We start from the raw sequence: 13,717 nt of genomic DNA, 5'->3' as shown, positions 1-13,717 counted from the left end.
AACGACTTCCAGTAAGGGCACCTCCATGTGTATCCAACCCAATGACAATTGGCAGTGGCATTATGATGCTCATGACGATCGCCTGATGCTGGATTTATCCGACCGCATGATATTTGCCACCGAATATAAAGGGCGGCAATTGGTGCCTAGCTCCTTCACCACCCAGCCGTTTTGTGTGGATGATGCCGCGCTCTATTATCAGCTGATGGACAGGGTGGCAGAACTGGAGTGGAGCGTGCCCCATCAGGTGCAGCTGGTCCTCAATGCCATCGCCGTCAGCCGCTTTTACAAACCCTTGATGCCACAAAGCTGGTTCTTTGGCGAAACCCATCCGGTTATCACTCCGGAAACCGGTGCATTGGTGTGCATGGGGACGCCTCATGGCAAGGGGGAGTTTCTGGTGATTGAAGCCGGCGATCAGGCCAGCGTCTGTTTGAACCTGACCGACGATCTGATATTGACCACCAGCAAGACGCTGCCAAAGTTTGGTGTCATTAAGGTGATGAACAATCGCATGAGCTCAAGACCCGCGGCTCAGGCGCAATATCGCCAAGTTGGTTGACCGTTAACTTGGCGAGGCGCACTGGTTTTTTACTCTGTCATGACTCGTCATCACATATTTCCCTTGTTAATCCAGCCTCATCCTGACCAGCCCCATTATTATCTTCGCGTTATCTGTTCGTATGAAAAAATGCCCTCACGTCAATTTGAGGCGAGGGCGACAAACACACACTACAGGAGGAATAAGCTGTTGTATCAACAACACGGGGCTATTCTAAAACCTGTAGTTTCTCTTGAAACCTGATAGATATGACAGGCGGGGCAATGTCGGCATAAACGGGGAGGGGATGTAAAAAATAGCCCTCCCGTTTACGGACGATAACGGGAGGGCAAAGCACGGGGTTTACAGAAAGGACTTGCTCTGTCGTGAAGAATAATAACGATTTGAGTTTTGTTTGACTCCTGTCAAATGTGGCAATTTAGAATAGGGCGAGAGGAATAATATATATCCGGATAACGGATCAAGACTTGCTCGCAAAATAGCCGATGCTGCTTTTGGTGCCATCACTCGCATTGGCGTTGCGTGTGCTGTCGTTACGGAGTCACTCGCTTGTCATCAATGTCACCATTACCGGCCTTCATCCCGTGCAGGCGCAACCACAGCCTCAGGGTCAACTGCACGCTCTTTATGCAGACATGCCCAAGCTTTTGCTGCTCCGGATCGTCGCTTAAGGTATAATGCGGCACTATTTTTATGGCTTCCCCGTGAGCGTGATGAAAGAATTTTTTGCAACCTGCCCCAAGGGGCTGGAAAACCTGTTGGCCGTCGAGCTGACCAATCTGGGTGCAGAGCAGGTCCGCGAGACCGTGGCCGGCGTCCATTTCTGCGGCGAGCTGGCCATCGGTTACAAGGCCTGTCTGTGGAGCCGTTTTGCCTCCCGCATCGTGCTGGTGCTCTCCGAGTTCCAGATGAACGACGATCTGGACCTCTATCTGGGCGCCCATACCATTCCCTGGGAAGAGCACTTCTCCGGCACCGCCACCATCGCGGTGGATTTCACCGGTACCAATGCCTCCATTCGCAACACCCAGTACGGCGCGCTCAAGATCAAGGACGCCATCGTCGATCGCTTCACCAAGCGTGGTCATGTGCGCCCGGACGTGGACAAGAAATCCCCGGACATTCGCATCATGGCCCATCTGGGCAAGGGCAAGGCCAATATCACGCTGGACTTGTCAGGCCCCGCGCTGCACCAGCGCTTCTATCGTCAGGGCACCGGTGAGGCACCGCTCAAAGAGAACCTGGCCGCGGCCATGATCGCCCGTAGCGGCTGGGCCGGTGAGCCCATGATGGACCCCATGTGCGGTTCCGGTACCCTGCTGATTGAAGCGGCCTTTATCGCCGCCGACATGGCGCCGGCCCTGCGCCGCGAGCGCTTCGGTTTCGATCGCTGGCTGCAACATGACAGCGAACTGTGGCAGAGCCTGATGATGGAGGCGCAAGTGCGCGCCAAACGCGGCATGCAGCGCTGCGAGGTGAAGCTGTTCGGTTGTGATGCCGACTCCCGCGTGCTGCTCAAAGCCCGTGACAACGCCAAAGCCGCCGGCGTGGCCCATCTCATCACCTTCAAACAGGCCGATGCGACCGCCCTGGAAAACCCGCTGCCCATGGCGGCGGAAGGGGAGACCCGTCAGGTCGGCATGCTCATTTCCAACCCGCCCTATGGCGAGCGTCTCGGCGAGTTCCCGGCGCTGCTGGAGGTGCACCAGGCCCTTGGCGATGCCCTGCGTCGCAGCTTCCAGGGGTGGAAGGTCTCGATCCTTTCTGCCTCCCCCGAGCTTTTGAGCTGTCTGCGCCTGCGCGCCGACAAGCAATACCGCCTGTTCAACGGGGCGCTCGAGTGTCAGCTGCGCAACTATCAGATCGCGCTGGACTCCGTGGCCTCCCAAAAAGAGGTGGCGCAGGACTTTGCCAACCGTCTGCGCAAGAACCTTAAGGCCCTCGAGAAGTGGGCGAAGAAAGAGAACCTCGACTGCTACCGTCTCTACGACGCCGATCTGCCGGAGTACAACGCCGCCATCGACCGCTATCAGGACTACCTGGTGGTGCAGGAGTACGCGGCGCCCAAGGATATCCCCGCCCAGAAGACCCGTCAGCGCCTGCTCGACATGGTGCAGGCCGCCATCAAGGTGACCGGCATGGACGGCGAGAAGGTGATCCTGAAGGTGCGCGAGCGTCAGGAAGGCAAACAGCAGTACCAGAAGCTCTCCGAAGAGCAACACCGGATGGAGGTGCAGGAGTACGGCGCACGCCTCTGGGTCAACCTCTACGACTACCTGGATACCGGTCTGTTCCTCGACCACCGCCAGACCCGCCGCATGCTGGGCGAGATGGCCCGTGGCAAGCGCTTCCTGAATCTCTTTGCCTACACCGGCAGTGCCACCGTGCACGCGGGTTTGGGCGGTGCCAGTGAAACCACCACGGTTGACATGTCGCGCACCTACCTGAACTGGGCACAGGACAACATGCGCCTCAACTCGCTGGTGGGCCGCGAACACAAGTTCGTGCAGGCGGACTGCCTGAAGTGGCTCTCCGAGGCGGACGAGCAGTACGACCTCATCTTCATCGATCCGCCCACCTTCTCCAACTCCAAGCGGATGGACGAGAGCTTCGACGTACAGCGCGATCACCTGTTGCTGATGCAGCACCTCAAGCGTCTGCTGGCTGCGGGTGGCACCCTGGTCTTCTCCAACAACAAGCGCCACTTCAAGATGGATCTGGCAGGTCTCGAGGCCATCGGTCTCAAGGCCCAGAACATCACCGGCAAGACCCGGCCGAAGGATTTCGAGCGCAACCAGCATATCCACAACTGCTGGATCATCACTCATGCCGAGGCCCAAGGCTGATGCTGACCCTGTTTCACACCGACGGTTGCCACCTGTGCGAACAGGCGTGGGGGCTGGTGGAGCAGGCCGGCCTTGCCGGCAGGACCCGCCGCTGCGACATCCTGGATGACGCCGACTGGCTCGAGGCCTACCGGGTGCGCATTCCGGTTGTGCGCGACGAGGCCGGGCGTGAACTGGGTTGGCCCTTTACCCTGACGGAGCTGCAAGCGTGGCTTGCCGCCCGGGAGTAGTGGGCGATTTGACGATGAAACGGGGGGAGACTCAGTCTGCCGCCCGTTTTTTCATTAGCAAGAAGGAACAAGAATGGCTCTTTTGACATTGCACGGCGCTTCCCTGTCGTTCAGTGATTTTCCGCTGCTCGATCAGGCCGAGCTCACCATCGAGCGGGGCGAGCGCCTCTGTCTGGTGGGGCGCAACGGGGCGGGCAAGTCCACCCTGATGAAGGTGATTGCCGGCGAACTGCCGCTGGATGACGGCCGTCTGGTGCTGCAACAAGATTTGAAAGTGACCCGTCTCGAGCAGGATCCCCCCGCGTCGAGCGAGCTCACCGTGTTTGACTACGCCGCCGAAGGGCTGGCCGGGGTAGGGGAGCTGCTCAAGCAGTATCACCATATCTCCATGGAACTGGCACACGATGCCTCCGATGCCAACATCCGCAAGATGAGCCAGCTGCAGGAGCAGCTCGACTACCAGAACGGCTGGCAGTTCGAGACTCGCATCAACCAGGTGTTGACCCTGCTGGGTCTGGATCCCGACGTGACCCTCGACAGCCTCTCCGGCGGCTGGCTGCGCAAGGTGGCTCTGGCCCGCGCGCTGGCCTGCGATCCGGATCTGCTGTTGCTGGACGAGCCGACCAACCACCTGGACATCGATGCAATCAACTGGCTGGAAGAGTTCCTCAAGGATTTTCGCGGCGCCATCGTCTTCATCTCCCACGACCGGGAGTTCATCCACAAGCTGGCGACCCGGATCATCGATCTGGATCGCGGCGTGATCACCTCCTGGCCCGGCAACTACGACGAGTACCTGCAGGGCAAGGAGGAGTGGCTGCGGGTCGAGGAGCTGAAAAATGCCGAGTTCGATCGCAAGCTGGCCCAGGAAGAGGTGTGGGTGCGCCAGGGGATCAAGGCCCGCCGTACCCGCAACGAGGGACGAGTGCGTGCCCTCAAGGCGATGCGCATGGAGCGGACCCAGCGCCGTGAGCTGCAGGGCAAGGCCAAGCTGCAGCTGGACGAAGCGGGCCGCTCCGGCAAGCTGGTATTTGAAAGTGAAGGCTTGGGTCTCGACTTTGGCGATCGCACCCTGTTTCAGGGGCTGGATCTGCAGGTGTTGCGTGGCGACAAGATTGCGCTGGTCGGCCCCAACGGCTGTGGCAAGTCGACCCTGATCAAGCTGCTGCTCGGCCAGCTCGAGGCAACCCGCGGCTCGGTGCGTCAGGGCACCAACCTGGAAGTGGCCTATTTCGATCAGTACCGCGAACAGCTCGACCCCGAGAAGACGGTGGTGGACAACGTGGGCGAGGGCAAGCAGGAGGTGATGGTGCGCGGCCGCTCCCGTCACATCCTCGGCTACCTGCAGGACTTCCTGTTTGAGCCAAAACGGGCACGCACTCCGGTGAAAGCCTTGTCAGGGGGCGAAAAAAACCGTTTACTGTTGGCCAAATTGTTCTTGAAGCCCAGTAATTTACTGATCCTCGATGAACCAACCAACGACCTGGATGTCGAAACGCTGGAACTGCTGGAAGAGCTGCTGGCGGACTATCCCGGTACCCTGCTGCTGGTGAGCCACGATCGTCGTTTCATCGACAATACCGTGACCGGTTGCTGGTTGTTTGAAGGGGATGGGCGGATCAGTGATTATGTGGGGGGCTATGCCGACATGATGGCCACCCGTGCCCAGCAGCTGTCTCAGCTGGCCGCACAGCAGGCGGCGAAGCAGCCCCAGAGCAAGGCGCCAGAGCCTGTCGTGACGCAGGTGCCGGTCGCGGCAAAACAGAAGAAACTCTCTTACAAGTTGCAGCTGGAGCTGGATAATCTGCCAGCCCGGCTGGAACAGCTGGAGGCGGAGCTGGATGCCCTGCAGACGGAGATCAACCACCCCGGTTTCTTCTCCCTGCCTGCGGAACAAACCCAGACCAAACTGGATGCCCTGAATGCCGCAGAGGCGGCATTGGAACAAGCCTTCTCCCGCTGGGAGGAGTTGGAAGCGTTGAAACATCAGGACTAAGGAAGTAGATGAAAAAGCAATTATCCATGCTGGCCATTCTGGTCAGCGCCAGCCTGAATGCCCAGGCGGCACAAAGTCCCTTTTTCACCATTGTCGATGCGTCCGACAAGGGTTACGCCAGCGGGATCAGCGGCGACGGCAACGGGCTCATCGGGATCAACACCAAGAACAACATGGCTGAGCACTTCTCGACCGTGCGCTTCGCCGACTTCCTGGTTGACCGCTTCCGCTTTGAGCAGGGCTGCATGCTCTCCAACTCGGTCTGCAACTCCTTCTGGAACGACAACAGCAACTTCGCCTACCAGTGGCGTCGTGACTTCCTCGACGGTGTCGACCAGCGCAACAACGTAGGTTACGTGCAGCTGGGCGAGACCGACGGTCTGGTGACCGCGCTGGGTGACGTACCCGGCACCCGGGCGGGCTACAAGATGAGTGGTAAGGTGCGTACCGCCTTTGCCGTGGTCGAGGAGGGCAACCCCGTCGAGCTGAAGGATGGCGCCGGCACTCACAGCCTGAGCGTGCCGACCAGCATCAAGAAGCTGGACAACGGCCAGTATCTGGTGACCGGTACCGCCGCCACCGGCAAGAACATCGCCGTCAACTCCGAAACCTACAACTGGTGCTTTGCCGGCAACGACGGCCAATACGGTGACTACCGCTACTGCCCGGGCCTCAACACCCAGGCGAGCTTCTGGCTGGTCAACAGTACCGGTACCTTCAACAAGCTGCTGCAGGCCAACGAGTATGCCCGGGGCCGCAACGAAGTGGTGCAGACCGCTTCCGCGCTCGGCGTGGGCAAATTCAACGGCACGCTGTATGGGGTAGGGTACTCCTCCACCGGCGAGATCGGCACCAACTACCTGGATGGCCGCAACCTGGCCGCCTACTGGACACTGGATCTGGATGGCAGCAAGGTAGGGACCACCCAGATCATCCCGCTGGCCGAAGGCGAGCCCGGCAAGGATGACGCCAAGCTGCAACACAGCTGGGCCGTGGGGGTCAACGACAACGGTTATGTGGTCGGCAACCAGCTCTATCGTATCAACAAGGGCCAGAACCGCCCGGTGGAGATGTTCGTGTTCAACCTGAACACGCCGACCACCAACGCCGTGGTCTCCCTGCAGGACAAGCCGCTCAGCGGCTCCGGCTCGGAAGCGGCCGCCATCAACAACCACAACATGGTGGTTGGCTGGCGTGACTCCCGTCATCAGACCCAACCCGTGGTCAACGGCACCAACCGCATGCAGGAAGGCTTCCTGCTCAACGCGGCGACCGGCAACAACTGGTACCTGAACGATCTCATCTGCGGTCTGGATGATGCGGGTGCCAAACAGTGTGCCCAGAACGGTTACTACTACCACATCGCTTATGCCAGCGGCATCAGCGAGAATGGGACTGTGGCCGCAACCGCCTATCGCTACAACAGCGAGAGCGATCTGAACAACCGCACCAACGCTACCGTGGTCAGCGTCAAGCTGGCACCGGTGGTAACCGACTACAAAAACAACGATCCGGCCGGTTATTTGGTCGCCAACGCACCGGTCAACAACCAGACCGGTCAGGATGGCGGCAGCGGTGGTGGCAGCCTGTTCTGGTTGACTCTGCTGGCCCTGCCATTCGCCTGGCTGCGCCGTTTCCAGCGCTAAAAAGTTGTGTCACTAAAAATTAATGCGGTTCAGTGTCTTGTGTCACAATGACCGGATAGCATGAAATTTTTTGTTTGACCCTGCCAACCCCCTGGGGTAAAGATGAAAGCGACCGATGAAAAATTGGTCGCTTTTTTTGTTCCACGGAAGAGGGTCGTAGATGATGAAGAGACAAAAACGGGACCGTCTGGAAAGAGCTCGTGCTCGTGGTTATCAGGCTGGCGTGGTCGGCAAACAGAAAGAAGCGTGTCCGTATCAATGCCTGGATGCACGTGGGCACTGGCTTGGTGGTTGGCGTGATGCCATGGAAGGGCGGGGCTCAGGCCTCTTCATGAAGTAGTCGGTACTTCATCACACATTGCAAAAAGGAAAGGGGCCATGGCGGCCCCTTTACGTTGTGCGGTCTGACCAGGTGGTCAGTCAGCTTATCAGAATGCGGTGGTGTCCTTGAACAGGCCTACTTTCAGGTCGGTGGCGCTGTAGATGGGGCGGCCATCCACTTCCACCACGCCATCGGCAATTCCCATCACCAACTTGCGATTGATGACGCGCTTGAAGGTGATCTTGTAGGTCACTTTCTTGGCGGTCGGCAGGATCTGACCGGTGAATTTCACCTCGCCAACCCCCAGCGCACGCCCTTTGCCGGGGCCACCTTTCCAGCCGAGGAAGAAACCAACCAGCTGCCACATGGCATCCAGACCGAGACAGCCAGGCATGACGGGATCACCCGGGAAGTGGCAATCGAAGAACCAGAGATCCGGTGTGATGTCGAGTTCTGCCAGGATCTCGCCTTTACCGTGCTCACCACCATGGTCATTGATCTTGACGATACGATCCATCATCAACATGTTGGGGGCGGGCAGCTGGCTGTTGCCCTCACCAAACAGCTCGCCACGGCTGCAGGCGAGCAGCTCTTCACGGGTAAACGAGTCTTTGCCTTGTTCACACAGGGAAAGGCGGGCATCAATGGTGGAATTGTCTACGGTCACGCTGGTTATCCTTAAAATGGGTCAAAGCCGGGCCAATTTAGCGTACAGATGTTCGCTAAACAACTCCGATCACTTCGTTTATACCCCGAACAGCCTGCCAAACAGGCGGCGCAGCACGCCCCCCTTGACGGCCTCGGTGCCGTTGAGCTCATCCAGGCGCTGCTGGATGCGGCCAAACAGGGTATCCGGCATGTCCGGCTCACCTGCAACACAACCAGTCAGCAGCTCGATGGCCTCTTCCACATGATCCACCGGGTGGATATGGAACTGGCCGGCCTCTACTGCCGCGATCACTTCATCAGAGAGGTTGAGCTGCTGGGCGTTGGTACCGGGCAGCAGGATCCCCTGTTTGCCGGTGAGGCCGTGGATCTTGCACACCCGGAAGAAGCCCTCGATCTTCTCGTTGACGCCGCCGACGGCCTGCACGTTGCCGAACTGGTCGACCGCGCCGGTAACCGCAAAGTGCTGGTAGATAGGCTGGCGGGCGAGGGCGGAGAGCAGGGCACACAGACCGGTCAGAGACGCGCTGTCACCATCGATCTCATGGTAGGACTGCTCGAACACCAGGTTGGCCGACAGCGGGGAGGGGTTTTCGGCACCAAATTTGTTGGAGAGATAACCGTGAATGATCATCATCGCCTTGGCGTGGATATGACCTGCCAGCTCCGCCTTGCGCTCGATGTCCGCCACATCACCATCCCCCAGATGCACGGTGGCGGTAAGGCGCACCGGCTCACCGAAATCATAGGGGTGCCCTGAGACCTGAATGACGGAGAGACCATTGATCTGACCCACTTCCTCACCATCGGTCTGCAGCAGGATCTGGCCGTCGATGACCCCCTGATCGGACTGCTCGACCAGGTAGTTGAGCCGGTAATCCTGCTCTTCCAGCGCACCGCGGATGTGCTCGTCGGTGACGACATCCGCTTCCAGCTCACGTGCCAGGCTGTCGGCCATGCGCATGATGGCTGAGAGCTGCACCTCGGAGAGGGAGAGCCACTCCTGATGATCACAGAGCCGGCTGGCATGGCGGCAGAGGGCTGCGAGGGCGGCCGGCGTGAAGTCCAGCAGGTTCCAGCGCTCGCGCAGCCAGGCCAGATATTGCAGATAGTCAGGCAGCTCCTCTTCGATGTTCACCTCTGAGACCAAGTCCGCGCGCAGGAAGATGCGCTCCGACATGTCTCTGTCCAGCATCTGGAACTCGGCCACATCGAGCCGGTCACCGACCAGGATCAGCTTGAGCTTGATGGGGGTGGCTTCCGGCGTGAAGAAGGGGGTGAGGGTCTTGCCTTCCTGATAGGCGTTCCAGTCCAGCTCGCCTTTTTGCATCGCGTTTTTGAGCTTGAACCAGAGGTGGGGCTGATCCAGCAGCTCATCCAGCTGCAGGATCAGGTAGCCACCGTTGGCCTGACGCAGCAGGCCCGGTTCCAGCAGGTGCTGGTTGGCATAGACGGAGCCTTGCTCGGTCTGGTAGTTGATGGAGCCGAACAGGGTATCCCAGTTGAGATCGCGGCCATACACCACGGGGGCTTCCTGCTCCTCATGATGGATCAGCAGGTTGATGAGGACCGGGTGCTGAAATTCGAGCCCCTGTGCCACATGGGCGGCCAGATCGGAGAGGAAGTCATCGATCTTTGGATCATTGTTCTGCTTGCGCATGATGCGGGTGACCAGACGCTCGGCATCCAGATGGTGGCTCATCAGCTTGAGCAGTTCACCGACCATTTCACAAAACTCGATGCCGGTACCGGGTTGCAGGCGCAGCCAGATGGGTTTGAACGGATTGTTCAGGTTTTCGGTGTAGCAGAGATCGAACAGGTCGCCATCCTTGCCATTAGAGGCGGCGATCAGCGTCTGGCAGACATCTTCATAGTCGACCCCGGGGAAACCGTTGAGCAGCATGACCGGGCAGTCGCCATCAAAACTGGCGAGACGCTTGATGCCGGAGATGGCCCTGGGTTGCAGCGCGGCAAACGGAATGGGTTCGAGCTCGCTGAGGGCAGGAAACTGTTCAATCGCAAAAGCAGGTTTTAATTGTTCTGATGTTAATTCAGCCACTTAAGACATCCGGTCGGAGATAGGATCAATTGTTGCCATTATACACAGTTCAATAAGTGGTAACAGGAAACAAGATATTGTATTTAACATAATATACATTATGCGCGGTTAAGTCATGCCCGTGGCTAGGGGCCAGAAACACCGCTGCCGCAAGGGCTACAGCCGTGCCGGCTCCTTTGGTGTACTTCGCCAGGATGTCGTACCAGGCCTTTTTCAGCTCGGGATCCGTCTCTCTGACAGCAGCCAGGCTTAACAGGACTTCCTGCACGTCCAGGCCGATTTCTTGGGCCAGTCTTTTTGCAGTGGCATCAGTAAGTTGCACCTTGCCAGTGGTCAAGCTGGAGATGTGCGACTTGGTAAAACCTAGCTCTGCGGCGACTTGCTGGTACTGGCTAAAGTTTTTGGCTCTCATGTAGGCCTGAATCAGTGCTTTAGAGTCCATTTGACTGTCTCCTGACTTTTTCGAGTGGGCATATAACACACCTATTGGGGCTAAAAGTCACCCGTTGTTAGTTAGATTTAGTTCTGATTCAATCCAGTCAGTTCATAATAAATCTGACCGACCTATGACCCACTGTAGCCCACAAAACCAGGATTTGCCGGCGCTCACCGAGCGCAAGGTCTACTGGCAAGCAGAGCCTACCGGCGATGTCTCCGCCTGTGTGGCCGGTCAGGTCGAGATGTTCCGCGACCTGCACGAGATGCGGATCTATCTGTCCATGACGTACCCCGACACCGCCTTTGAGCTGGTCGAGGTGACCGAGGACACATGGCAAGGCTTCTATGACCAGGGAGTGTTTTTCGATGACTGGTCATAGTGCCGTGATGCCGATAAATAGCGTTATCGGCAACAAAACCCTGATCGACTATCTGTCGTTTACCTGGGCGCCGACCGAACTGCGCCAGATGACCGAGCTGGCCAAGCAAGGCGCTTTGCTCAAGGCCATCCCGCGCTTCGAGACCCAGAGCAAGGCCATTCAGGCCGCCTTTGCCGCCCAGCCGGTCGAGGGCCTGCGCTATCTGTGGAAGCGCCCTGTCGGGTTCGCTCCCCTCACCCGCTTCGACAAGGTGACTGAGCGCCTCTATGACAAAGCCGAGCGCCAGCAGCCTGCCGCCTCCCCTGCCCCTGCACGGGTCTTTGACAAGGCCACTGAGCGGTTGAGTCTCAAGGGGGTAGCCAAGCCCCCTGCCCCGGTGCTGACGCCTTCCATGACCGACATGATGGAACGTGCCCTGCACTCCGGCTACCAGTCCCGCGCCGACATGCGCCAGGAGCTCAAAGCCGTCTGCGCTGACCTGCTCAAGTTCTCCCAGTTCGAGGTGGTCGAGGGTGCCAAGTATTGGGAGGCCTATAACGACCTTATCGACTGCTACGGCGTCCAGTTCCTGGATGCCCTCTGCTGTAACGAGATCGAGCTGTGGCTGGAAGAACTCAATACCCGCATCGGTGTCCCTATCCCCGAGCCGCGCTTTACCATGCGCCCTCGCCGCTCCGGTCTGCACGGTTACGCCAACTCGGCTGACCTGCTGTGTGACGGAATGCCCTGCGGGCTGATTGGCTGGGGTGCGGCTAACCATGGCTGTATGGTGAGTTTTTCCGGTGTGGGTTGTGCGGCCCTCGATTTCCAGGCTTTGCACTCCGTTATCTCTCACGTGCCAGGTCTGCGGATCACTCGGGTGGATCTTGCCCTGGATGACTACAGCGGCAAGCACATCACTTACCAGGGCGCGATAGCCGGCGCCGAAGCCGGCGAGTTTCACCCGCAGCGTGGCCGTGCGCCTTCCTGGATGAAGATTGAATCGGGCGAGTTCGTGATCACCGAGGTGGCCAAGGGCATCGCCAAGCGTTTTGGCATGGTGCCGAGCAAGGGTTGCTCTTTCTACGTGGGCAGCCGTATCAACGGCAAGTGTGCGCGGATATATGAGAAAGGCAAACAGATGCAATCGGCCGAGTTCCCAAACTGGGTACGCGCCGAAGGCGAATTACACAATAAGGATAGAGTCATTCCGCTGGATGTCCTGGTAAACCCTGACCCTTATTTCGCGGGGATGTATCCGCAATTTGCCAAATGGCTGGATGCGGTTTGCCAGGAAGAAATAACACCGGTACGTGTGACCACCTTTAAGAATAAATTCAAAACGTCCAGGGACAACGCCGTATTTAATATGTCCAGAATGGCCGGTCGCCTTGTCAATTGGTTAGCAAACATCGAGGGGCTATCCCCTGAGAAGATTGTTAACCAATTAACAGCGCACCTGGAAGAAACCGATATTCCAGCGCGGTTAAGAATGCCAGTTCCTCCTGACCTGGACGAGCTGCCATTATTTTCGACCTAACAATGGTTCTTCAAAGGATAAATAATATGTCTCTGCTGACTGGTATTTTGGTTACCCGCGTTACTCACGGCTATGGCGTCTCCCGTAAATCTGGCTCGCCGGTTCCCTATGACTTTGCCCAGGTGGAATACCTGGCAGTTGCTAATAACGTGAACAAGCCCGAGTGCAATATCACCTCCTGGGGCTATGAAGTGCGCCAATTAGCCCTGCGCAACGATGCGGCCACCATTAAAGAGCTGGCCGACTGCCCGAAATTGGTGGCAGTGGATCTTGTCCTGGAAGCGGATCCCCAGAATCCGACCCGCAACGTGGTTGTTGGCTTCCAACCCACCAAAAAGCAGCCGGTATAACCACCGCGCCGCGAGGAGGAGGAGCGAGAGCGCGCAGCGAGCGACGACGAGGGCGCGATAATGCTTTGTCTAGATATTACCTCTGAAGGATATGCCCGCTTAGCTGAGGGGGATTCGTGTAATTACGTGCTCTTGACTGTCCAGGAGCACGCCAAATTAACGGATATATCGAGCTGGTTTGAATTTGATGTATCCACTGTGTCAATGGCCTTTGGCTTCGGATTATTAATCTGGATCACTGGCCTCAAACTGGGCGCAATTGCCCGTGTCATCGTAAGTGCAAAAAGAGGATAAACGAGTATGAAAAACTATTTCCGTAATGGCTGTATCGCTGCTGTGTGCTCCCTGTCTACCGGTGCGGCCTTTGCCGAAGGTACAGCCGCTGCTGATGCCGCTGCCAAGGCCCTGGACGCCACCCAGTCGGACGTGACCGCAACCTCTCCCAAGGTCATGCTGGTCGTGGCCACCTGTGTGGGCGTGGGCATCCTGATCAGCCTGATGCGCAAAGCCTAAGCATGTCTTTGCTCATCGGAACGCTGTGGTTCCTGTTCTTTGTTGAAGGCTACAGGTCATCGTTTTCGATATGACACAAAGGCGGCTCCGGTCGCCTTTTTTATTGGGGGTACAGCGGGAATTCAGATAATAAGTGCGACACTCATGGATGAATGGCGAGAGGTGGCCAACTGCTGATTGGTGGTACCCT

The 13,717-nt window shown here is 58.1% G+C and carries 13 protein-coding genes; 10 read left to right on the top strand and 3 right to left on the bottom strand.

The window, feature by feature from the left end; translation table 11 throughout:
- The first annotated feature begins 25 nt into the window (after window positions 1–25).
- From PG897_RS17510 to rmf, 6 genes are all read left to right on the top strand, one after another.
- Window positions 26–562 carry a cell division protein ZapC gene (locus PG897_RS17510; RefSeq protein WP_201882240.1) on the top strand — a complete coding sequence of 179 codons (537 nt, stop codon included), beginning with the start codon at window positions 26–28 and terminating at the stop codon, window positions 560–562.
- 677 nt (window positions 563–1,239) lie between these two features.
- Window positions 1,240–3,408 (top strand): bifunctional 23S rRNA (guanine(2069)-N(7))-methyltransferase RlmK/23S rRNA (guanine(2445)-N(2))-methyltransferase RlmL, encoded by a 2,169-nt coding sequence (rlmKL, locus tag PG897_RS17505; protein ID WP_005300816.1) that lies wholly within the window; start codon window positions 1,240–1,242, stop codon window positions 3,406–3,408.
- Complete coding sequence (locus tag PG897_RS17500; RefSeq protein ID WP_024941800.1) at window positions 3,408–3,638, top strand: glutaredoxin family protein; 231 nt, start codon at window positions 3,408–3,410, stop codon at window positions 3,636–3,638. The genes rlmKL and PG897_RS17500 overlap by 1 nt, the downstream gene beginning before the upstream one ends.
- A 73-nt stretch (window positions 3,639–3,711) precedes the next feature.
- Window positions 3,712–5,634 (top strand): ATP-binding cassette ATPase Uup, encoded by a 1,923-nt coding sequence (uup, locus tag PG897_RS17495; RefSeq protein ID WP_017782871.1) that lies wholly within the window; start codon window positions 3,712–3,714, stop codon window positions 5,632–5,634.
- A gap of 8 nt (window positions 5,635–5,642) precedes the next feature.
- Complete coding sequence (locus PG897_RS17490) at window positions 5,643–7,280, top strand: DUF3466 family protein (protein WP_017782870.1); 1,638 nt, start codon at window positions 5,643–5,645, stop codon at window positions 7,278–7,280.
- Between the two features lie 160 nt (window positions 7,281–7,440).
- A complete protein-coding gene (rmf, locus tag PG897_RS17485; RefSeq protein WP_005315693.1) occupies window positions 7,441–7,620 on the top strand; it encodes a ribosome modulation factor in 180 nt (59 codons plus the stop codon).
- A gap of 88 nt (window positions 7,621–7,708) precedes the next feature.
- On the opposite strand, the gene fabA is transcribed toward rmf, so the two are convergent.
- The 3 genes from fabA to PG897_RS17470 all read right to left on the bottom strand — a co-directional run bounded on the left by fabA (window position 7,709) and on the right by PG897_RS17470 (window position 10,769).
- Window positions 7,709–8,269, bottom strand: a complete 561-nt coding sequence (gene fabA / locus PG897_RS17480; RefSeq protein WP_005300828.1) for a 3-hydroxyacyl-[acyl-carrier-protein] dehydratase FabA — start codon at window positions 8,267–8,269, stop codon at window positions 7,709–7,711.
- 78 nt (window positions 8,270–8,347) lie between these two features.
- Window positions 8,348–10,327 (bottom strand): Lon protease family protein, encoded by a 1,980-nt coding sequence (locus PG897_RS17475; RefSeq protein ID WP_005300832.1) that lies wholly within the window; start codon window positions 10,325–10,327, stop codon window positions 8,348–8,350.
- Window positions 10,328–10,376: 49 nt separating this feature from the next.
- Window positions 10,377–10,769, bottom strand: coding sequence for a helix-turn-helix domain-containing protein (locus PG897_RS17470; protein WP_216989380.1), 393 nt, complete (start codon window positions 10,767–10,769; stop codon window positions 10,377–10,379).
- 124 nt (window positions 10,770–10,893) lie between these two features.
- On the opposite strand from PG897_RS17470, the gene PG897_RS17465 reads away from it, so the two are divergent.
- The 4 genes from PG897_RS17465 (at window position 10,894) to PG897_RS17450 (ending at window position 13,527) form a co-directional block, all read left to right on the top strand.
- Window positions 10,894–11,145, top strand: coding sequence for a hypothetical protein (locus PG897_RS17465; RefSeq protein ID WP_042889029.1), 252 nt, complete (start codon window positions 10,894–10,896; stop codon window positions 11,143–11,145).
- Window positions 11,132–12,664 (top strand): replication initiation factor domain-containing protein, encoded by a 1,533-nt coding sequence (locus PG897_RS17460; protein WP_010634004.1) that lies wholly within the window; start codon window positions 11,132–11,134, stop codon window positions 12,662–12,664. Before PG897_RS17465 ends, PG897_RS17460 begins: the two co-directional genes overlap by 14 nt.
- Window positions 12,665–12,690: 26 nt before the next feature.
- The gene (locus tag PG897_RS17455; protein WP_010634003.1) at window positions 12,691–13,014 is read left to right on the top strand and encodes a hypothetical protein; all 324 of its coding nucleotides are present in this window, start codon (window positions 12,691–12,693) and stop codon (window positions 13,012–13,014) included.
- A 300-nt stretch (window positions 13,015–13,314) separates the two neighbouring features.
- Complete coding sequence (locus tag PG897_RS17450; protein ID WP_010634002.1) at window positions 13,315–13,527, top strand: major coat protein; 213 nt, start codon at window positions 13,315–13,317, stop codon at window positions 13,525–13,527.
- Window positions 13,528–13,717 lie beyond the last annotated feature (190 nt).

The organism is Aeromonas sp. QDB20, from assembly GCF_027707805.1.
In the GTDB taxonomy this organism is placed as follows: Bacteria; Pseudomonadota; Gammaproteobacteria; order Enterobacterales; family Aeromonadaceae; genus Aeromonas; species Aeromonas dhakensis.
Note: the sequence above shows the minus strand (reverse complement) of the source record. Positions and strands in the feature narration are given on the sequence as shown.

Coding starts and splice junctions, on each gene's coding strand:
- PG897_RS17510 (WP_201882240.1), top strand. CDS start 26: ATGTGTATCCAACCCAATGACAATTGGCAGTGGCATTATGATGCTCAT.
- rlmKL (WP_005300816.1), top strand. CDS start 1,240: ATGCGGCACTATTTTTATGGCTTCCCCGTGAGCGTGATGAAAGAATTT.
- PG897_RS17500 (WP_024941800.1), top strand. CDS start 3,408: ATGCTGACCCTGTTTCACACCGACGGTTGCCACCTGTGCGAACAGGCG.
- uup (WP_017782871.1), top strand. CDS start 3,712: ATGGCTCTTTTGACATTGCACGGCGCTTCCCTGTCGTTCAGTGATTTT.
- PG897_RS17490 (WP_017782870.1), top strand. CDS start 5,643: ATGAAAAAGCAATTATCCATGCTGGCCATTCTGGTCAGCGCCAGCCTG.
- rmf (WP_005315693.1), top strand. CDS start 7,441: ATGATGAAGAGACAAAAACGGGACCGTCTGGAAAGAGCTCGTGCTCGT.
- PG897_RS17470 (WP_216989380.1), bottom strand. CDS start 10,769: ATGGACTCTAAAGCACTGATTCAGGCCTACATGAGAGCCAAAAACTTT.
- PG897_RS17465 (WP_042889029.1), top strand. CDS start 10,894: ATGACCCACTGTAGCCCACAAAACCAGGATTTGCCGGCGCTCACCGAG.
- PG897_RS17460 (WP_010634004.1), top strand. CDS start 11,132: ATGACTGGTCATAGTGCCGTGATGCCGATAAATAGCGTTATCGGCAAC.
- PG897_RS17455 (WP_010634003.1), top strand. CDS start 12,691: ATGTCTCTGCTGACTGGTATTTTGGTTACCCGCGTTACTCACGGCTAT.
- PG897_RS17450 (WP_010634002.1), top strand. CDS start 13,315: ATGAAAAACTATTTCCGTAATGGCTGTATCGCTGCTGTGTGCTCCCTG.